The organism is Psychroserpens mesophilus, assembly GCF_050617655.1.
GTDB classification, from domain to species: domain Bacteria; phylum Bacteroidota; class Bacteroidia; order Flavobacteriales; family Flavobacteriaceae; genus Psychroserpens; species Psychroserpens mesophilus_A.
The window spans coordinates 1-20944 of sequence record NZ_JBODQC010000003.1; the positions used below are offsets into that span (position 1 = coordinate 1).

Below are 20944 nucleotides of genomic sequence, written 5' to 3' on the forward strand. Positions count from 1 at the left end.
ACAGGCGATGCAGGAGATACAGTAACCTATAGTATTGATGGTGGTACCTCAGTAACAGCAAGTATTCCAGCAGATGGTACTTTAGAGATAGCAGTGATAGGAATTACAGCCAATACAAGTATAGATGTTAGCAATGTAGCCAATGCGAATTGTGATACAGATTTAACAGGAGTTAGTGCAACGATTACGGTTGATGCTTTACCTAATGCAGGAGCAGATGGGAACGTTGAAATCTGTATTAATGAGGATTTAACAGAAACAGAAATATTTGCTGAATTAGGAGGAACACCTGATGTTGGTGGTAATTGGACTGATGGATTAGGTAACGCTGTGAGTTTCCCAATTGTTGACGCTGGAGTATACACTTACACAGTTATTGGAAATGGTGCATGTGCTTCGGTTTCTGATACAGCAATCGTAACTGTAACCGTATGTCCTTTACCTTTAATAGAGGTTATTAAAACGGCTTCTGTTAACGATAATGGAGATAACGTTATTGGAGTTGGAGATGTAATTAATTATACAATTACAGTAACAAATGTTGGGAATTTAATATTGAATAATGTGATGATTGTTAGTGATGATTTAACAAATTTAAATGGTAATCCGCTTACATTAGATTTAGGACCAACATTTGATTCATTAAATTCAGACAACATAGAAGGTTTGTTATTAGTGGGAGAAACAGCAACATATCAGGCTAGTTATACCATTACCCAAGATGATGTTGATTCAGGAGGTGTTCAAAATATTGCTGTTGCTGAAGGAGACAGTCCAGTCGGTACTACTGTTAGCGATCAAAGTGATGACCCTACAGATACAACTGATGCTGATTTGGATGGTAATGGAGATCCAGATGATCCAACAGTAATTGCGACAGATTCAAATTTTGAATTATCAGTATTTAAAGAAGTTGATGTTTTAGAGCCATTAATTGGTGACAATGTCACATTTACAATTACAGTTACTAATGAAGGTTTTGTAACTGCAACTGGAGTGGTTGTCGAAGATGTACTTCCTAGCGGCTATTCTTTTGTTGATGCAATAGTAACAGTAGATAATGGTACATATTCTGATTCTAATGGTCTTTGGACAGTTGGTCAATTAAATCCAGGACAAGTTGCAATCCTTCAGATTACAGTTGAAGTGCTTGGTTTTGGAGATTATGTAAATACCGCCTTAATTTCAGATTTTATTGGTGGAAATGATACAAACACTAATAACAATGAATCTTCTGCTTCAGTTGATCCAATTTGTTTAACCATATACAATGAGTTTTCACCTAATGGAGATGGAGTTAATGAAACCTTTGTTATAGATTGTATAGAAACCTTCCCTAATAATACGTTAGAGGTTTATAACCGTTGGGGAAATATAGTTTACTCAACAAGAGGATATAAAAACGATTGGGAAGGTACTTCTAATGGAAGAGTTGTTCTCGATGGATCTAATCAATTACCAGTAGGTACCTACTACTATGTTATCGACTTAGGTGATGGCTCAGAACCAAGAGTAGGATGGTTATACATTAATAGATAAAATTAGGCAAGATTAAAAACAATATTGAAATGATACAGAAATCATCATTAGTAAAAGGATTAATACTGTTAGTGTTTAGTGCATTAACTATTAATACTAGTTTTGCACAGCAAGACCCTCAGTATACACAGTATATGTATAATACTATGAGTGTTAATCCTGCATACGCTGGACAACGAGAAGTGCTAAGTGTAACAGGTTTATACCGCACACAATGGGTTGGTATAGATGGAGCACCTAAAACACAGACTTTAGGAATTCATGCACCACTAAGGAACGATAAGATAGGTTTAGGGCTTTCTATTGTTAACGATGCATTAGGTCCAGCAAACGAAACATATATAGATGCAAATTTTTCATACACGATTCAGGTTAATGAGTCATTGACAAAGTTGTCCTTTGGTGTTAAAGCAGGAGCACATTTGTTAGATACTGATTGGAGCAAAGGACGTTTTCAAAATCCTGATGCAGCTTTTAGTGAAAACGTAAGCTTATTTTCTCCCACAGTAGGAGCAGGTTTATATCTTCATAACAGAAAATGGTATGTAGGGCTCTCAGTTCCTAATTTTCTAACGACTGATCATTATGATGATTTTCAGGAATCTGTAGCCAAAGAGCGAATGAATTATTATTTAATCGCTGGATATGTGTTTGACCTTAGTGAAAATACTAAATTCAAACCAGCAGCTTTAGTAAAGGCAGTTTCTGGTGCACCTTTAATAGCAGATGTATCCGCAAACTTTTTATTTAATAAGAAATTCACATTAGGTGTAGCCTGGCGTTGGGATGACTCTTTAAGTGGCCTTGCTGGTTTTCAAGTTACTGATGGCTTATATATAGGTTATTCATATGATGCTACAACAACTAATCTGAATAATTATAATAGTGGTTCACACGAAATCATGTTACGTTTTGAAATGCAAAAATTAGGTAGAATATTATCACCTAGATTCTTCTAAAAAAATGATTATGAAAACAAAAAGAATACTATCTATACTCGCATTTAGCTTTATTTTTACAATAGGCTATGCGCAAAAAGGAAAAGTGAGACAGGCTAAAAAAGAGTACGATAATTTAGCTTACGTAAAAACCAGTGAGATTCTGCTGGAAGTTGCAAACAATGGTTACAAGTCTGTTGATTTACTTCAGAAACTTGCCAATTCATTTTACTTTAACAATCAAATGAAAGAGGCTGCACAATGGTATGGTGAGTTAATGGCTATGAGTGAAGACATGGATCCAGAGTACTACTTTAGATATGCTCAAGCTCTAAAGTCTGTTGAGAACTATACAGAATCTGACAAGTGGATGAAAAAATTCCACGAGGCAGATCGTAGTGACCTTAGAGGAAGAGCTTTTGCTTCAACTGTAGATTATTTATCTATGATTGATGAAGCAAGTCGTGATTTTAAAGTCTATAATATGGATATCAACACGGATGTTTCTGATTTCGGAACCACACAATATCAAGATCAGTTGGTTTTTGCTTCAGCTAGAGGTGGAGGAAAAAAATACAAATGGAATGAACAGCCTTTCCTGGATTTATTCACAGCAGAAAAACAGGAAGATGGATCTTACGGTAATGTTACAGCTCTTAATGATCAGGTAAATAGTAAGTTTCACGAATCAACAGTTTCATTTACACCAGATGATCAGGTCATGTATTTCACGAGAAACAATTATTACAATAAAAAGTATAAGAGTAGTGAAGATGGTACAAATAGATTAAAAATTTTTAAAGCCACTTTAGAGGATGATACATGGACCAACATAGAGCCAGTTCATTTTAATAGTGACGAATATAGTGTTGCACATCCAACAATAAACCTTAAAGGCACTAAAATGTACTTTGCCTCAGATATGAATGGCACTTTAGGGAAGTCTGATATTTTTGAAGTTGATATTAATGCTGACGGAACTTTAGGAGAACCTGTTAATTTAGGAACTTCTATTAATACTGAAGGTCATGAGACTTTTCCATTTGTAAATTCTGAAGGTGATTTGTTCTTTTCTTCTAACGGATTCACAGGCTTGGGTGGATTAGATGTTTTTGTCATTAGAGAATTTGAAAAGCGTAGAGCATTAAACCAGCAATTAATTTTAGAGAATGTCGGAAGGCCAATTAATAGTCCGATGGACGATTTCGGTTATTACGAAAATGTGGCAACAAAAGAAGGTTTCTTTACATCTAACAGAGATGGAGGAAAAGGAGATGACGATATCTATAGTTTTTCAATTCCAGATTGCGAGCAGATTGTTGAAGGTATTGTAAAAGACCAAGAAACCGATGAACTCATCGTAGGCGCAAAAGTGACATTATTAGATGCAGATGGTGTAGCTCTTAATTCACAAACTGTTGGAAATGATGCTGCTTATATGTTTGAAAAACTAGAATGTGAGAAGGAGTATTTAATTAGAATTGAAGCCGAAGATTATGAAACTGTTGAAGAGCGTTTTACCACACCTAAGAAAAGACAAAAGTTAGTAATAAACCCTAAACTAGAAAAAGATGTAAAAGGTATTGGTCAAGGAACAGATTTAGCTGAAACTCTTGGAATTCCTATTATATACTTCGATTATGACAAATACGATATTCGTTATGATGCTGAAGTTGAATTACAAAAAGTTTTGGCTGTTATGAATCAATATCCAGATATGGTTGTCGATATAAAAAGTCATACAGATTGCAGAGGAAAAGCAGAGTATAACGAAAGACTTTCTGAAAACAGAGCACAAGCTACACGTGATTATCTGGTTTCAAAAGGAATTGATGCATCAAGACTCACGGCAAAAGGCTATGGAGAATCTCAATTAGTTAACGATTGTGGTTGTGAACCAACTAATAATTCAGATTGTACAGAAGCTCAACATCAATTAAACAGACGTAGTGAGTTTATTATTGTAAAGATGTAATCTTTCTATTAAATAAAAGTTAAAAGCTGTCTTTTTAAGACAGCTTTTTTATTTCTAGTACATTTTGTGAAATTTAGTTGTTATTTTTGTTAGCTATGAAATACGCTAAAGCAATTAATTATAGTAGTATGTCTATTAGCGAATTACATCTGACCCAATAAACCTATAAATTTGACAGATGAAAGAAGAACACGTAATTCTTGTTAACGAGAATGATGAACAAATAGGCACGATGCCCAAAATGGAAGCGCATGAAAAAGCACTTTTACATCGTGCGTTTTCAGTTTTTGTTTTTAATGATAATAATGAGCTAATGCTTCAACAGCGTGCTAAACATAAATATCATTCACCATTGTTATGGACCAATACGTGTTGTAGTCACCAGAGAGAAGGGGAAACTAATTTAGAAGCTGGTAAACGTCGCTTGCAAGAAGAAATGGGATTTGTAACAGAACTCAAAGAGACGATTTCTTTTATTTATAAGGCACCTTTTGATAATGGTTTGACAGAACATGAATTTGATCATATTTTGGTTGGTGAGTATTATGGAGAACCAAATATTAATCCTGATGAAGTTGAATGTTGGAAATGGATGCCTTTGGAAGCTGTAAAAGTCGATATAGATCTGCATCCTGAACGATACACAGCATGGTTTAAGATTATTTTTGATAAATTTTACGAACACATAAATATCGCTAAACAATGAGAGTAACTGTAAGTAGAAAAGCTCATTTTAATGCAGCACACCGTTTGTATCGTAAAGACTGGAGCTTTGAAAAAAATGATGAGATTTTCGGAAAGTGCAACAACCCAAACTTTCATGGGCATAATTATGAACTCATTGTAAGTGTCACAGGCACTATCGATAAAGAGACAGGTTATGTCATCGATATGAAAATCTTAAAAGATATTATTAAATCTGAAGTAGAAGATGCTTTTGATCACAAAAATCTTAATGTTGAAGTGTCTGAATTTAAAAACTTAAACCCTACGGCTGAAAACATTGTTGTTGTCATTTACAATAAAATAAAGCCTAAATTAAATACAGATTTTGATTTAGAAATTACACTTTATGAAACACCACGAAATTTTGTAACCTATTCAGGATTATGAAAACACAGTTGTATCCAATCAAATTCAAACCCATTTTAAAGGAAAAAATCTGGGGAGGCGAAAAACTCAAGAACCTACTTAATAAAGATTCTAAACTAACCAATGTAGGAGAAAGCTGGGAAATTAGTGATGTTGAGGGAGATACATCAATTGTGGTTAACGGTTCTTTAAAAGGACAATCACTTAAAACGCTTTTAGAAACCTACACATCACAAATTTTAGGAGTTAAGAATTATAACATATTTGGACATACTTTTCCGCTCCTGATTAAATTCATTGATGCAAAGTTGGACTTATCTATACAATTACATCCTAATGATGAATTAGCGGCAAAACGTCATAATTCCTTCGGGAAAACAGAAATGTGGTATGTCATGCAAGCAGATAAAGATGCCAACTTAATTGTAGGTTTCAATCAAAACATGACACCAGAAAAATATATAAGGCATTTAGAGAATAAAACACTTACACAAATTCTCAATTTTAACAAAGTAAAAGCAGGAGATACGTATTTTATTGAAGTAGGACGAGTACATGCTATAGGAGCAGGAGTGTTACTGGCTGAAATTCAGCAAACAAGTGATATTACCTATCGGGTTTACGATTGGGATCGTGTTGACGACCAAGGAAATGAGCGTGAATTACATAACGATTTGGCTATCGAGGCTTTTAACTTTGAAATGGAAGACAATTTTAGAGTCGATTATAAAACCGATGAGAATACATCCAACGATATGGTAAATTGTCCATATTTTAAGACGAGTTTTCTTCATGTTACAGATTCAATTTTAAAATTGAATACAAAAGATTCGTTTTTTATTTATATGTGCGTTGAAGGAGAAGCATTGATAGAAACAGAACACGCTTCAGAATTTATAAAACAAGGTGAAACCCTTTTAATTCCAGCAGCAATAGAAACCTATAAAATAACGGCTTCGAATGCAAAACTATTAGAAGTTTATGTTTAATTTTGTAGCAAATAAATTTATATAATTATGGCAAATGTTAGAGACCTAAAAAAAGACATTAATTTTGTTTTAGGAGATATTATAGAAGCAGTTTATGTTTGGGAATATTCAAACACAAATAAAGACACAAAAAAGAGCGAGGCTATCATTGATGAAGCTATTACCACTTTTGATGAACTAATAGCTAAAGTTAACGATAGAAATGTCGAGAACAAAAAAGCACACTTTAAAGCCATTAATAATGAGCTTGAAGTAAAAGGAAGGGCTTTAATCGAAAAAGTGAATAAATTATAAACTTTTTTTACAGGGCTATTTGCAAATATCATTTTCAAGTTTATATTTGCAGGCTGAAAAGCCGATGTAGCTCAGCTGGCTAGAGCAGCTGATTTGTAATCAGCAGGTCGTGGGTTCGAGTCCCTCCATCGGCTCAACACATAAAAAAAACTCCAATCATGTGATTGGAGTTTTTTTTATGTTATTATCAGATTTAATTGTTGTCTTCAGCTTTTCTAAACTCAATAGTTTCCTTCAGGAGTTTACCATACTTAGACGCTTTTATTTGTGGAGTTAAGGTATTATAAATAGTGTCTAAATAGCGAACTGATGTGTTAGGTATTTCATAAATGGCTAAATAAGGAGCAACTTCACTATTGTTATTACCCAAAGAAAAATTAATAGTATACCTATACTTTTCTTTCAAGAAGTTTTGTTGCTGCTCATTAAATGAAGTACCACTATTCGATTCAAAATTGGATTGTAATACGTCTAAATTTCTATTATTTAATTTGCTTATTGTCGACAAATACTCTTCCAGAACCTCTTGTTGTTTCGATCCTTTAATCTTAGAATTATAATTAAATAATTTTCTGGTTGAATGTATTTCGGTAACACCAGTATCCGCAAAAAACACGACCATTTCTTCTTCAGAAGCATTCTTGTCGAGTTTTAAATAAAGCATTTCAGGTTCTTCTAAGTTGGTGTGTAATTCAAAATTAGGCTCACCTTGAATTTCAAGAGAATCTAGAGTTATAAGAAGCGAATCTTGTTGTTTCTGTAAATAAACAGTACCTTTTTTTAAACCTTTTACATAACCTTTAAGTGTAAAGTTAGAATCTGTGTCTTTTTCACAAGACATATTTAATAGAATCAATACAGTTAGGCTTAAAAATTTAGAGATTTTTCTCATTTTAAATTTTAAAATTAGTAATTAAGTTATTGGAGCAACTATTCTCATTAATTCAGCAGTTAGCATGGCGCCATATGTCCCAACGACATACCCAAAAACGGCCAATAAAACTCCTACGGTTGCTAAGGATGGATGAAATGCAGCCGCAACAACTGGCGCAGATGCTGCACCTCCAATGTTTGCTTTACTTCCAACAGCTAAGAAAAAATATGGTGCTCTAATGAGTTTTGCTACTAAAAAGAGAAGCCCAACATGAATGGCCATCCATATTAAGCCAACAACAATCAATCCTGGATTATCGACAATTTTTGTAAGATCCATTTTCATACCAATGGTGGCAACAAGAATATAAATAAATACACTTCCTATTTTACTGGCACCTGCACCTTCGTATTTTTTTATTCTCGTAAACGACAATATAATGCCTAAAATTGTTGCTATAGAAATCATCCAAAAGAATTGAGATCCAAAAGAAGACCATGCCGATTTTTTATCGCTTACAACCTCAATGTTAGATTTTAAAAATTCAGAAATTTCATTCGCTCCAAAATGAGAAAAGCCAACAACTGTAAATGCAATTCCTAAAATAACCATGAAATCTGCTAGTGTTGGGTTTCTAGAAATGCTTGCAGCATAACTAGAAACTTTTTCTTTTAAGATTTCAATAGAGCTATTATCTGCTTTTAACCATTTGTCAATTTTCTCTTGCTTACCTATGCCCAATAAAAGAATAGCCATCCAAATATTCGCAACGACAATGTCAACAATAACCATACCTGCGTAATTTGTAGTATTGTACTCATAAATTTCTAGCATAGCTGCTTGATTGGCACCACCACCAATCCAGCTTCCTGCAAGTGTGGAAAGACCTCTCCAAACGGCATCAGCTCCTGCGCCACCTACAGTTTCTGGCGATACTAATGCAATTAAAAAAACAGCAATTGGTCCACCAATAATAATTCCTAAAGTTCCTGTGCCGAACATCGCTAAAGCTTTCCAACCTAAATTAAAGACCGCTTTTAAGTCAATACTAATGGTCATAAGTACCAAGGCGGCAGGAAGTAAAAATCTACTTGCAATATAATACGCTTGAGATTTTCCTGTGACTTCTACCAATGTTCCTTGCTTATTTTCTAATCCCCATTCTGGAGCAATTATACCGAAAGTAGTTAGAGCTGCTGGTAGCATATATGCCATTAATAATGCAGGAACATATTTATAGAATTTTTTCCAAAAACGGTTCTCACTTGTAGATGTGTAAAAAACAAAACCTAATGTTAACATTAAGAGTCCAAAAACTATAGTGTCTTCAGTAAAAAATGGTTTTGCTTCAATTAATAGAGTAGTATCCATATACAAAAATTTAAAGGCGCAAAATACCAAAATAAAAGCGCATAAAAAAAACGACTTGCTAAGAGTCGCTTTCATTTTTCTTTTTGGGTTGTCTATTCTTTTCTTTAAGATACTGCATCAGCATCCACTCAATCTGACCATTGGTACTTCTGAACTCGTCAGCAGCCCATTTTTCAATAGCCTTGAGCATATCTTCATTAATTCGTAATGCAAATGCTTTCTTTTTAGACATCTTATTTTTTTATAAATCTTTCAACGACTTCAATCAATTCTTCAGAAAGTTTAAAATCTGGAGACATATAAGAAGCCATATTGTCTTCATCTTTTTCTATTGTTTTTAAAACATGGTTCATGTTATCAATAATGACCAATTCTGATTTTGGATTCGCTTTATGAAGGTTTTCAGCATCTTTTTCTTCAACCTGTATGTCTTTGGTTCCATTAATTATGAGTATCGGAATGTGTAACTTTTTAATTTCTTCTATTGGATCCAATTTTAAATAACTACTTAAAAACTGATGGTTTTGCTTTGCAAATAATCCCATGAGCATTGGATTGATTTCTTTTATGGATCCTGTGTTTTTTAATTCATCAATATGTGTTTTAACAATTTTTGCTAACTCCGGATTTTGCCCATTGTATTGCCTGATTAAGGTCTTGTCTACAGATTCACCTAGTCCAGCTAATGATATATATTTATTAATGTCATTATTATTAATAGCCATCATGGCAACCAGAGAACCTTGACTATGACCAATTACATTTATGCTACTGAAACGCTCATCGTTTTTGAAATTCTTAATTACAGCCTTAACATCTTCGACGAGATCATTAAATTCATAACTTTTTAGAATGTGTTTAATATTTGAAGGTGTTACGTTTCGTTTATCAAATCTAAAAAAGGCAATACCTTTATTAGTCATTGCTTCTGCGAATTGTTTTATATAATTACCATTAACGCCATATTGTGGCTGATTACCATTACGATCTGGATTTCCTGAGCCACTAACAAAAATAAGTAGTGGTTGTTGTTTTACGTCAGCATGATATGTTAGTGTTCCAGGTAACTGAATACTGTCGTTCATGATTAAGAGGTCTTCCGAAGTAAATGTGTTTTGAGCTATTCCATAAAATGATATAACAATACACGCTAAGAGTAATTTGAATTTCATCATTTGTTTATTTTGTTTTGGTATATTAATAGAATTATGGGTAACATAATACTGCTTCCAATTACCAAAGGAAGAAACCAGCTATCTATGTTGCTAATATTTCCTTTGGAAGACTCTACAATATTGTACGCTATGACTCCAAAAATAAGCATTACAAATAGGTTAGCAAACCGAACAATTCTAGTGCTAAACCTATAGTTTTTAAGTGCGTTTTCTTCTGTAATATTGACCATATAATTATGCAGGTGCGGAAACTTGTTTATAAAATATAGTCCAATAAACATAACTATACCTAAAGCAGGAAGTAACCACAGCATGCTTTTTTCACTATAACCATCAACTTCTCCTCTGGCATTAAAATGAGATGGAATACGATCTGGCAATTCTGAATACGATAGGGCTGTATAAGCGATTAATAAAATTAATAATGTTGCTGATAGAATATCAAGAATAATGTCTAACCCTTCTAACGGGACGTTTATTTTTGGTCTACCTGTTTTCATTATCTGTTTTTATTACGTTCTAAAACAATATAGGAAATAGTATGTTGATTAGGTACAATACTATTTACAACCCAACCCTCTCTTGCATGATTGTTGAGAAGATCTTCAAGTTTTTCAACAGTATTTCTAAAGCCTAGTTTTGGAGTTACTACTTTATATTCTTTCATCATTAATGATTTAAAGTTCCTGTATTGAGAACTGGAGCTGCATCTTTATCACCACACAGAACAACCATTAAATTACTAACCATAGCTGCTTTTCGTTCTTCATCTAGATGAACGACCTCTTTTTTGCTTAATTGTTCGATGGCCATTTCAACCATACTTACGGCACCTTCAACAATTTTATGTCTAGCAGCAACAATGGCTGTAGCTTGTTGACGTTTAAGCATTGCATTTGCTATTTCCTGAGCATATGCCAAATAACCAATTCGTGCTTCAAGGACTTCAATACCTGCAATAGATAAACGCTCATCTATTTCTTTTTCAAGGGCATTACTAACTTCATTTACACTGGAACGTAATGTAATGTCTTCATCTACACCTTCATCTGCAAAATTGTCATATGGATACATGCTTGCTAACTTTCTAACAGCAGCATCAGTTTGAACCCGAACAAAATTTTCGTAATTATCTACATCAAAAGCAGCCTTGTAAGTGTTTTGTACACGCCAAACTAAAATGGTACTAATCATAACCGGATTACCAAGTTTGTCATTTACTTTTAAGCGTTCACTATCAAAATTGCTTGCTCTGAGTGAAATTTTCTTCTTCGTATAAAACGGATTTACCCAATAGAAGCCATTCTTTTTTACAGTACCTACATACTTTCCAAAAAGTAATAAAACTCGAGAGCCATTAGGTTGCACCATTATAAAACCAGGAGCAATTAAAATCGCGATAACAACACTAATTAAAAACCAAGGGTTTTTTAAAGATATCATAGTAATAATACTTCCAAAGAAAAGTATTAAAAATAAAAAAAGCATTAAGTAGCCATTTGCTGGGACAATTATTTTTTCTTCTTTCATTGTTGTTGGTTTAAATTAAATAATTCAATATGATATTATTTTGATATCAAATTTACATCAAACTTTTTTTGTTTCCAAATTGAGTTTGGCACACCATTTGCTTTATTACTAATGTAAATGATTATGATGATATTAAACGAGGAGTGATTACCTCAACTAATGGAGTAAACATTTTCATTTGGTTGGTTAGTTAGTAAAAAAGCATCTCAGTCTTGAGATGCTTTTTTTAATGCCTTAAACAAAGTGATTGATGCTAGTTTTTTATAAATGAAATAAGCTCAGCAATTAATTCGCTGGAGATCAACCTGAAAGATTCATTATAAGACTTTGAGTTTTCTAATTCTTTTCCCTCAATAATAAAAAGCACATGATTCATGTTTTCTATTATTTTTAATGTTGCTTCAGACGATTCATTTTTTAAGAGTTCTGCTTCAGATACAGGGACTTGTAAATCTTTACTGCCATTTACAATTAGTATAGGTATGTCTAAATTTTGAATGAGTTCTTGAGGATTATACTGCATCCAACTCATCATGAAAGGTTGTACATCTGTACTAAAAATGGAACCTAAAGCTTGAGGATAATCTTTTGTTAATTTTCCTTCTTTGAGCGATTCAAAAGCACGTTTAGTGCTTTTTTCTAAAGCAGGATCCATTTGTGTTATTTGATCAATAATCACATTGTCGATTGATTTTGCAGATCCAGCTAATGATATAAATTGATCGACGTTATTTTTTGAAGCAACCATCCCAACCAAGCTTCCTTGTCCGTGACCAATAACGACAATTTTTGAATAGTTATTTTGAGATTTAAAATAATTTATAACAGCATTAGCATCTGTAATAAAATCATCAAAAGTAATATTAGGATTTACTTTACCTTTTCTAATTTGTTTTACAATTCGCTTGTCATATCTAAATGTAGCAACACCTTGATTTGAAAGACTTTCTGCAAGTTTTTTTAAAGCATTATTATTTTGAAAATTTTGATTACCATTTCTGTCTGTCGGACCTGAATCTGCAATTATGATAGCCATAACAGGATTACTTACATCAACAGGAGCTAAAAGTGTCCCATCAATGTGTTCATTAATAGATAGGTCTTGAGCAGTAAAATTGATATTTTGAGCAAAAGCTACTGTAGTACAAAGTAATAGTATATGATTTACAAATGCTTTCATCTTATCGTATTAAAATTAAAATTGATATCAAAAATACGCAAAAGTAATTTTGTTTTTAGCTAACGGTTTTAAGTCTATTTTATTTAACACGAAAGGGAAATTCTTATTTTTTTAAAATTTTATGATGTGCATTTCATCGGTGAAATGCACGTTTTTATCTTTAAATGTTAAAATTATATGTATTTCATCGATTAATTATGTATTTAAACTTGTGAATTGAAATAGAGTTCTATATTTGAAGTGTACTAAAATTTAGTTTTTAGTTCAATGGATTAATTAATTAATATTTGCTTATGTGCTGAGTTAGTGACCCTAAATCTACCACATAAATAAAACGCAAATTAGGAAAACCGAGATTGAGGGATCTCGGTTTTTTCTTTTTTATAGAGTTTGTAAATTTCTAAACGTTAAATTGATTCGTGCTCCAATCACTTTTTTTGTTTTTGCAATTTGATGTAGCCAATGATGTTGCATGGCACCTTTCATTATCAAGAGGCTACCGTGTTCTAATCCTATTTTATAACGTTCTCCCTTTAAGCGTCTGTGCTTGAAATGAAAAGGTCTGACTTCACCTAAGCTTAACGATGCAATAACTGGATTTTCTCCTAATTCCTTTTCATTATCAGCATGCCAACCGTTACTATCGTTTCCATCTCTGTATAAATTAATAAGTACAGTTGTAAATGTATGTTGGGTTTCCTGTTGTATTTTGTTTTTTATTTCTAACAATTCTGAAGTAAAAGGTTGAGGATACATTGTGATGTTAGAATAAGAATAAGATGATTTGTTTTCAGCAAAAAGAGCTGTTAATCTGGGTTGTTTGAAAGTTTTTCCAAAAATGGTAATATCGTCTTGTTGCCAATCTATATTTGATTTCAGATGTTTTAAATAGTAATCGGCTTTTAATTGGTTTAAGAACTTTGGAATGTAAATTAATTCGGCATCAGGTAGTTTTAAAATCGTTTTTTCTTCAGAAAACAGGTTCATCATTTAATTTTTATCTAAATTAGCTTATATCCTATGAAACTCAAAATTACAATCATATCATTAGTGTTATTTTCGCTGGCTATTGGTTTTCAAGAGCAAAAAGAGCTTCCTGAAGGGTTTGTTTACGCCAAAAATGTAATTCCTGACTTAAATGTAGAGTTGCGTTATTATACAACTCATAATTTTGTTGGTGATACTATTGATGGTTATAAAGCCAATTCATTAATCATAACAAAAGAAACTGCTGAAGCTTTAAAAAAAGTACAACACGACTTACAACAGCAAAATTTATGCTTAAAAGTCTATGATGGTTACAGACCACAACGAGCTGTGAATCATTTTATGCGTTGGGCAAAAGATTTAAACGATACGATTAATAAACAGCAATTTTATCCAGATGTGGAAAAGCGTTATTTATTTCAGGAAGAATACATAGCTACTCGCTCTGGTCATAGTAGAGGTAGTACTTTAGATTTGACAATTATTAATGGCATTACAAGTGAACCTTTAGATATGGGAAGTCCTTATGATTTCTTCGGAAAAAAGTCTTGGGTAAATCATGAAGATTTAACAGAAATACAAAAAGCGAATAGACGTTTATTACAGGAGGTTATGTTGAAGCATAATTTCAGGAATTATGCTAAAGAATGGTGGCATTTTACCTTGAGGTGGGAACCTTTTCCTGACACTTATTTTGATTTTGAAATAGAATAGTTACACGGTTTCGTATGTTGACTAATCGTCTAATGTTATTGCATTGAGTATTGAGATAAGACGTTTTTATGGGATGGGCTAAAATCATAAAAAACAATTGCTAAACCATATAGTTGTGTAGTGAATTAAGTAAAGTTGAATTCCTTGGTTTTTATTTTATATGAAATGTATATAAGATGATTTAACAATTTATCATATATTCACTCCCGTTTTAAATGTAAACAAAAAATTGAAAAAACTCTTATTTTTAAAACCCGTTTTCATGTTTTTTATAATAGGAATTATTATAACAACATGTAGTAGGTTTATTCTTTTTGTATGGTTTTCAGAAAGAGTGACAGAAATTGAAAACTATTGGTTCATCTTTCCTATTGGCTTAAGAATTGATTTAATTCTATTGTCCTATATCGCTCTTTTGCCTACACTTTTAATAGTTTTGTTACCAGATAGTTGGTTAAAGAAAATAAATGCATTTATTAGATTCTATTTTATAATTTTTCTATTCTTATTATTGCTTATGGAATTAGCAACACCTAATTTTATATTGCAATACGACACCAGACCTAATCGTCTTTTTGTAGAGTATTTAGAATATCCTAAAGAAGTATTTGGAATGTTGTTCAAAAGTTTTTTAGGGATTATGACTTTTGCAATAATTGTACTATCATTTATAGGATATGTACTGGTTAAAAAGTCTAAACAATGGTTTAAAATAGCATCTACGAGTAGCTATGTGTTTAAATTGATATCGTTACCATTAGTCGCTTTTTTATTGTTTTTTGGTGCTCGTTCGAGTTTAACGTCTAAGCGACCAATAAACGCTAGTGATGCTGTTTTTTCAACAGACCAGCTAACTAATAGTCTGGCTTTGAATTCATTATATACTGTTGGTTTTGCTGTTTACTCATTAAAAAATGAAGAGAACACTATAGAAATGTATGGTAAATTACCAGTGGATGAAGCGTTACAAAGAGTAAAAAAATACATGACTGCATCAGCCTCTGATTTTAAAAGTTCTGAGATTCCGTTATTGCACATGCAAGAAAGCACGCATAAAAAAGAAAAACCCTATAACCTTGTTATCTTTCTACAAGAAAGCCTTGGCGCAGAATATGTAGGCTCATTAGGAGGTTTACCTTTAACTCCAAACTTTGATTCCTTATCAAGAGAAGGGCTTTTATTTACAAATATATATGCCACTGGAACCCGAAGCGTACGAGGAATAGAAGCTGTTACCACAGGTTTTTTACCAACACCTTCAAGAAGTGTAGTTAAATTAGGGAAGTCGCAAAATGGCTTTTTTACACTTGCAGATGCTTTAAAGCGACAAGGCTATCAAACCAGTTTTGTATATGGTGGTTCTGCTAACTTTGATAATATGGCCTCTTTTTTTAACGGGAATGGATTTGATGATATTATCGATGAAAGAGATTATGAAAAAGAAGATTATGATTTTAAAGGAAATTGGGGAGTTTCAGATGAGTCTTTAGTTAGAAAAGGAAATGAGTTATATGCATCTTATAATGGGCAATCATTTTTTTCTTTAATGTTTTCGAGTTCTAATCACGAACCTTTTGAGTTTCCTGATGGTAAAATTGAATTATATGATCAGGAGAAAAACACGGTGAACAATGCTATCAAGTATGCAGATTATGCGATTGGCGAATTTTTTAAATTGGCTAAAAATGAAGCCTATTACGATGAAACAGTCTTTATAGTTATCTCAGATCACAATACAAGAACCTGGGGAAAAGATTTAATTCCTGTAAATAAATTCCATATTCCAGCTTTAATCATAGCACCTAATATTGAAGGAGGAATCACCTATGATAAACTTTGTAGTCAGTTAGATATTCCACCAACACTATTGGATTTAATAGGAATTGATATCGAAACACCTATGGTTGGCAGAAACCTCTTTGAACTAAGCGAAGAGACAAAAGGGCGCGCAATTATGCAGTTTCATAGTACAAATGCATTCAGAGTAGATGAAGATTTAATTGTACTTCAAGCAGGAAAAGAACCAGTACAGTTTAAAATTGACGAGAATGATAATTTAAGTCCATCACAGCTTGATAACGATTTGGCCAAAGACGCATTGAGTCATATTATAACAGCATCAGATCAATATAATTCTCGTAAATACAAATTAAACCAAAAGGAAAAATAAAATACTACTATGAAAGATTTTATTGTAGGACGATTAAAAAGCTTAAAGTTTGCCTTTAAAGGATCATTCTTATTAATCACAACAGAACATAGTGTGATGTTGCAAACAAGTTTGTGTTGCATTATTATTATTCTGGGGTTTTACTTTGATATCTCTAAACAAGATTGGATTAATCAAACTCTTGCAATGGCTTTACTGTTAAGTATAGAAGGCTTAAACACAGCTGTTGAAAAAATAGCTGATTTTGTACATCCTAATCATCATGAACGTATTGGTTTTATAAAAGATATCGCTGCAGGTGCAGTTACTTTTGCAGCACTTGGATCTATTGTTGTATTTTTAATTATCTATTTGCCTTACTTTTAATATGATTCTTTTTTAGATTTCGGGTGCTTATTACGAGTGTTATTAAAGTAGTAATTTACAAATACCACCAAGCCCAATACATCAATCCAAATTGAAGTGGAATGCGTATAATTAAAATCCATTTCGGGATTCCAGCACTTGCTTTTTCTCCAGATAACATATAAAAATGCACTAATAAGAAAATGAGTAGCATAGTTATAATGCCATAAACAGCAAACACTTTTAACGCCGGAATACAAATGGCTATTCCTAAACCAATTTCAGCAATACCACTTAAATAGACTAACAGTTTATGATTTGGTAAATACTGAGGCATAATTCTCATGTAAGATTTTGGTTTTATAAAATGCATCATACCTGCCACAATATACAGTGCAGGCATTACATAAAAGTGCCAACTGTTATTCATCTTTATACACTTTAAAAGTCATTCCAACACCATAGTTGTTAAGGTCAGTTCTGAGTAAACTGGACTCTATGCCATTTCCTTTTTTAAATTGAACCCAACCATTATCATTAATAAAAACACGTTTGATAAATGTACGATAATCGTCTATTTCATCTGTAAAAGGGAGTAAAGGTCTAAAATTTGTAGGTATTTTAACAGTACCCGTTTTGGTTTTAATCTCTTTATATTTTTTATTAGGTAACAGTTTGCCATTATCATCAGTATAACCCAGAACTTGTAGAGACACATAAAAACCGTTATCAGGAATAATGATGTCGTGCTCTGAAACATCAAGGTTAAATTCATCTCCATTCTTTTCAGTAGCTCTAAATACGATATTGGCATAGGTGAGTGGTTCTCCTGGACTACCATTATTGTTTTTATAAAATTTCACCTTAAATAAAGTAGAAAATGTTCTTTTATCTGCATTACTACGTTTGCGTTTTTTCCAGTCACGTGATTCTAAAGTAATGGGAAATATAATAGATGAAATCTTTTTCAACAGATCATCCTCATTAGGAAAAAACACCGCTATTTCACTTTCAATAGTTGGCAACCAACATTTGTAGTAATCGTCATCTACATATGGTTTTATGGTTTCGGTTTTAAACTTTCGATTCACAGTTGTGCTAATCACAACTTCGTCTAATGTATTGGTTTTAGTATCTAAAAAAATGGATTTGGAAAGGTTTTTTGTGGCAACGGCTTTTTCTTTAAAACCTAATGCAGAAATGTAGAGAGAATCAACATCAGGATACAACTTTTTGGTGAAAAAGAAATACCCTTCATCGTCAGCAAAAATTCCTTGACCATCACCAAATGAAATGGTAGCATAGGAGACAGGGTAATCTGTTTCACTACTAATCACTTTGGTTTGAGAAAAACCAATAGTTGCGATACATAAAAGTAATGCTGTAAAATGTTTATTTAACTGATGCAATCCAATTGTCAATTTTAGTTTCTAATAATGCTAAGGGCATACAACCCGATTCTAATACCTGATTGTGAAATTGAGCCACATTAAAAGAGTCACCTAACTCTTTTTCGGCTTTAGCACGTAATTCCAGAAGTTTAAGCTGACCAATTTTATAAGATAATGCTTGTCCTGGCATTGCCATATAACGTTCAATTTCTGAAGTTATGCTTGCTTCACTTTCAGCTTCATTTTGAAGTGAATACTTAATAGCTTCTTCACGAGACCATCCTTTGGCATGGATTCCTGTGTCTACCACCAAACGAATGGCACGATGCATTTCCATACTTAACATTCCAAAATATTGATAAGGATCTGTATATAAACCTAATTCTTTTCCTAATGATTCACAATACAAAGCCCAACCTTCACCATAAGCGCTGTACCAAAGTGTTTTTCTGAAATCAGGTAAGTCTTTATTTTCTTGTTGTAATGAAATTTGAAAGTGATGCCCTGGAATAGCTTCATGTAAAAACAGCGCTTCATCTGAAAACACATTGTATTTTGAAGCATCAGGAATAGGTGTGTAAAAAATACCAGGACGGGAACCATCCAGTGCTCCTGGATTGTATTCTGCGCTGGCTGATGCTTCGCGGAAGGCTTCAGTACGACGCACTTCAAAAGCTGTTTTAGGTTTTAAATCAAATAGTTTTTCTATTTGAGGTTTCATAGTATTGTGAATTTTATTGAAATTATCAATAATGTTTTCTGGGTTTTCAAATGGCATTAATTCTTTGTTGTTACGAACATAATCAAAGAAAGAGATGATATCACCTTCAAAACCAACCTGTTTTTTAACAGATTCCATTTCAGATAAAATACGATCTACTTCTTTTAAACCTAACTCATGAATCTCTTCAGCTGTCATATTTGTCGTAGTGTATTTTTTAATTTGATGTTTATAATACTCCTCACCATTTGGTATGACCGAAACTCCACTGGAAGCGCGTCCTGATTTTAAGTAGGTTGTACTCATAAAATCATGTAATTTTATATAGGCAGGAACAATTTCAGTGGTGATTTTTGATGTGTATGCCTCTGTAATCTTTGTTTTGTCTTCTTCAGAAAAATGATCTGGAAAGTTTTTAACCGGATTGAAAAATAAGTGCTCATCTGCATTTGTTGTTGTTAATGCTTCTAACTGAGGAATCACTTTTACAATTAGTGATTTTGGTAATACATAACCTAGTTCTGTGCCTTTTTTCATTTTCTCTTCGGCAGAGTCCATCCATTGTAAATAGCCATCCAAACGCTTAAGCCAGTTGCTGTAATCTTTTACGGTCTTAAACGGTTGCGAGCTTGATCCTCCTGCTAACTGACCAATAGATAATTGAAGCGACCAAAACTGATTAATTGGCATAAAATCTTCATTGTACTTAAAGCTTTCGAGATTAATATCACATTCCCAATTTAAAATTTGTTTACTTAATTGCTGACTTTCGGTAAGTTCAGTATCTTCAAATGCATTGATTTTAGTTTTATAATTATAATAGTAATCTTTTAATTGCTGAGCATATTCATCAGACAAAAAATTTGGCAGTTGATCATTATATCTGTTATCTCCTGCAGATGTAGCATTAAGCGGATTTAACTTCAAACCTTCTTGGTGGTAGTTGTCTAAAACAGTTTCAAATGAGGTGTTTGTTGCTACAGATTTTTCAGTTTCAGTAGTTTTTTTATCTTCTTTACATGCTGAAAAACATACTATAAGTGCAGTAAAAGCTATTATTTTTTTCATTTTAATAATTCCTTTTTTTAATTTAAGACCTAAAGGTACATAATATTGAGGTTAAAAAAAGCATAAAAAAAAACCACTATCGATGAATAGCAGTTTTTAAATAGGCTGGTTGATGTAGCCTTAGTCTTTATCTAAATTTTTAGACATATTAAAACCAAAAAATAATCCTAAACCAGCAAACAGGAAAATGGTTCCTGGCATCGCTATTTCAGCATCAACATTTAGGTTTTCCTTTACAATACCACCAATTATAATTCCTAATCCAATTCCCATTAATAACAATGCAAAATTGAGAATGAGTACTTTCCAAATTGGAGTAATGTGTTGTTTGCCTTTCATAAAAATTGAAGCATCAGCTCCTTTTTCTATGAGTGCCAAGCGCTCCTTGTTTCTTGTAGAATAGTACAAGTAGAATACGCCAAAAATAGATCCAAAAATGATTCCGATAATGATTACTTCCATAACGATGTTTTTTAATTGATTAATTTTAAAGGTTCTGTGCTTATGACGACAGATGTTTCATTCTGGTTACACAATTTTTAAAAAAAGTTTTTACGATTTGCTGTAACCTAATAATTAGTTGTGTCGTCT

At 32.7% G+C, this 20944-nt stretch carries 23 protein-coding genes and 1 tRNA gene; 11 read left to right on the forward strand and 13 right to left on the reverse strand.

The genetic code is table 11. From position 1 onward, the window contains the following. The 8 genes from ACRHNM_RS06750 to ACRHNM_RS06785 form a co-directional block, all read left to right on the forward strand. Window positions 1-1539, forward strand: a 1539-nt coding sequence (locus ACRHNM_RS06750) for a gliding motility-associated C-terminal domain-containing protein (RefSeq protein WP_431134961.1), incomplete at its 5' end; no start/stop codon positions are given. A gap of 29 nt (window positions 1540-1568) precedes the next feature. Then, entirely contained in the window at window positions 1569-2498 is a 930-nt protein-coding gene (locus ACRHNM_RS06755) for a PorP/SprF family type IX secretion system membrane protein (protein WP_431134963.1), read from the forward strand. A 10-nt stretch (window positions 2499-2508) separates the two neighbouring features. Next, window positions 2509-4452, forward strand: a complete 1944-nt coding sequence (locus ACRHNM_RS06760) for an OmpA family protein (RefSeq protein ID WP_431134965.1) — start codon at window positions 2509-2511, stop codon at window positions 4450-4452. Between the two features lie 178 nt (window positions 4453-4630). After that, the gene (idi, locus tag ACRHNM_RS06765) at window positions 4631-5158 is read left to right on the forward strand and encodes an isopentenyl-diphosphate Delta-isomerase (protein WP_431134967.1); all 528 of its coding nucleotides are present in this window, start codon (window positions 4631-4633) and stop codon (window positions 5156-5158) included. Beyond that, window positions 5155-5565 (forward strand): 6-pyruvoyl trahydropterin synthase family protein, encoded by a 411-nt coding sequence (locus tag ACRHNM_RS06770; protein WP_431134969.1) that lies wholly within the window; start codon window positions 5155-5157, stop codon window positions 5563-5565. Before idi ends, ACRHNM_RS06770 begins: the two co-directional genes overlap by 4 nt. Further along, window positions 5562-6533, forward strand: coding sequence for a type I phosphomannose isomerase catalytic subunit (locus ACRHNM_RS06775; RefSeq protein WP_431134971.1), 972 nt, complete (start codon window positions 5562-5564; stop codon window positions 6531-6533). The genes ACRHNM_RS06770 and ACRHNM_RS06775 overlap by 4 nt, the downstream gene beginning before the upstream one ends. A gap of 27 nt (window positions 6534-6560) precedes the next feature. Further along, window positions 6561-6827 carry a hypothetical protein gene (locus tag ACRHNM_RS06780; protein WP_431134973.1) on the forward strand — a complete coding sequence of 89 codons (267 nt, stop codon included), beginning with the start codon at window positions 6561-6563 and terminating at the stop codon, window positions 6825-6827. A gap of 60 nt (window positions 6828-6887) precedes the next feature. Next, a tRNA-Thr gene (locus ACRHNM_RS06785) sits at window positions 6888-6961 on the forward strand. Window positions 6962-7020: 59 nt separating this feature from the next. Here ACRHNM_RS06785 and ACRHNM_RS06790 read toward each other — a convergent pair. The 9 genes from ACRHNM_RS06790 to ACRHNM_RS06830 all read right to left on the reverse strand — a co-directional run bounded on the left by ACRHNM_RS06790 (window position 7021) and on the right by ACRHNM_RS06830 (window position 13944). Continuing rightward, a complete protein-coding gene (locus tag ACRHNM_RS06790; RefSeq protein WP_431134975.1) occupies window positions 7021-7719 on the reverse strand; it encodes a DUF4369 domain-containing protein in 699 nt (232 codons plus the stop codon). A gap of 21 nt (window positions 7720-7740) precedes the next feature. Beyond that, window positions 7741-9072 carry a DUF819 domain-containing protein gene (locus ACRHNM_RS06795; RefSeq protein WP_431134977.1) on the reverse strand — a complete coding sequence of 444 codons (1332 nt, stop codon included), beginning with the start codon at window positions 9070-9072 and terminating at the stop codon, window positions 7741-7743. 58 nt (window positions 9073-9130) lie between these two features. Further along, entirely contained in the window at window positions 9131-9304 is a 174-nt protein-coding gene (locus tag ACRHNM_RS06800; RefSeq protein WP_431134979.1) for an Arc family DNA binding domain-containing protein, read from the reverse strand. Window position 9305: 1 nt separating this feature from the next. Beyond that, window positions 9306-10247: an alpha/beta hydrolase family protein gene (locus tag ACRHNM_RS06805; protein ID WP_431134981.1), complete on the reverse strand. Its 942-nt coding sequence runs from the start codon at window positions 10245-10247 to the stop codon at window positions 9306-9308. Next, window positions 10244-10747 carry a DUF1648 domain-containing protein gene (locus ACRHNM_RS06810; RefSeq protein WP_431134984.1) on the reverse strand — a complete coding sequence of 168 codons (504 nt, stop codon included), beginning with the start codon at window positions 10745-10747 and terminating at the stop codon, window positions 10244-10246. Before ACRHNM_RS06810 ends, ACRHNM_RS06805 begins: the two co-directional genes overlap by 4 nt. Next, a complete protein-coding gene (locus ACRHNM_RS06815; protein WP_431134986.1) occupies window positions 10747-10914 on the reverse strand; it encodes a DUF4177 domain-containing protein in 168 nt (55 codons plus the stop codon). Before ACRHNM_RS06815 ends, ACRHNM_RS06810 begins: the two co-directional genes overlap by 1 nt. Window positions 10915-10916: 2 nt before the next feature. Next, window positions 10917-11777 (reverse strand): SPFH domain-containing protein, encoded by an 861-nt coding sequence (locus tag ACRHNM_RS06820; protein ID WP_431134988.1) that lies wholly within the window; start codon window positions 11775-11777, stop codon window positions 10917-10919. Between the two features lie 253 nt (window positions 11778-12030). Further along, window positions 12031-12957, reverse strand: coding sequence for an alpha/beta hydrolase (locus tag ACRHNM_RS06825; protein ID WP_431134990.1), 927 nt, complete (start codon window positions 12955-12957; stop codon window positions 12031-12033). Between the two features lie 381 nt (window positions 12958-13338). Beyond that, on the reverse strand, window positions 13339-13944 hold the full coding sequence (locus ACRHNM_RS06830) for an alpha-ketoglutarate-dependent dioxygenase AlkB family protein (RefSeq protein ID WP_431135643.1): 606 nt from the start codon (window positions 13942-13944) through the stop codon (window positions 13339-13341). A gap of 33 nt (window positions 13945-13977) precedes the next feature. Here ACRHNM_RS06830 and ACRHNM_RS06835 point away from each other — a divergent pair, with 33 nt between their 5' ends. From ACRHNM_RS06835 to ACRHNM_RS06845, 3 genes are all read left to right on the forward strand, one after another. Beyond that, window positions 13978-14658 carry a M15 family metallopeptidase gene (locus tag ACRHNM_RS06835; protein ID WP_431134991.1) on the forward strand — a complete coding sequence of 227 codons (681 nt, stop codon included), beginning with the start codon at window positions 13978-13980 and terminating at the stop codon, window positions 14656-14658. Between the two features lie 262 nt (window positions 14659-14920). Next, complete coding sequence (locus tag ACRHNM_RS06840) at window positions 14921-16828, forward strand: LTA synthase family protein (protein ID WP_431134993.1); 1908 nt, start codon at window positions 14921-14923, stop codon at window positions 16826-16828. A 9-nt stretch (window positions 16829-16837) separates the two neighbouring features. Then, window positions 16838-17194, forward strand: a complete 357-nt coding sequence (locus tag ACRHNM_RS06845) for a diacylglycerol kinase family protein (RefSeq protein WP_431134995.1) — start codon at window positions 16838-16840, stop codon at window positions 17192-17194. A 55-nt stretch (window positions 17195-17249) separates the two neighbouring features. Here ACRHNM_RS06845 and ACRHNM_RS06850 read toward each other — a convergent pair whose 3' ends face one another. From ACRHNM_RS06850 to ACRHNM_RS06865, 4 genes are all read right to left on the reverse strand, one after another. After that, window positions 17250-17603, reverse strand: a complete 354-nt coding sequence (locus ACRHNM_RS06850) for a DoxX family protein (RefSeq protein WP_431134997.1) — start codon at window positions 17601-17603, stop codon at window positions 17250-17252. Then, window positions 17596-18582: a hypothetical protein gene (locus ACRHNM_RS06855; protein ID WP_431134999.1), complete on the reverse strand. Its 987-nt coding sequence runs from the start codon at window positions 18580-18582 to the stop codon at window positions 17596-17598. The genes ACRHNM_RS06850 and ACRHNM_RS06855 overlap by 8 nt, the downstream gene beginning before the upstream one ends. Continuing rightward, the gene (locus ACRHNM_RS06860; protein WP_431135001.1) at window positions 18566-20353 is read right to left on the reverse strand and encodes a DUF885 domain-containing protein; all 1788 of its coding nucleotides are present in this window, start codon (window positions 20351-20353) and stop codon (window positions 18566-18568) included. The genes ACRHNM_RS06855 and ACRHNM_RS06860 overlap by 17 nt, the downstream gene beginning before the upstream one ends. Window positions 20354-20473: 120 nt before the next feature. Next, the gene (locus ACRHNM_RS06865; protein ID WP_431135645.1) at window positions 20474-20821 is read right to left on the reverse strand and encodes a DUF6249 domain-containing protein; all 348 of its coding nucleotides are present in this window, start codon (window positions 20819-20821) and stop codon (window positions 20474-20476) included. Between the last annotated feature and the right edge of the window lie 123 nt (window positions 20822-20944).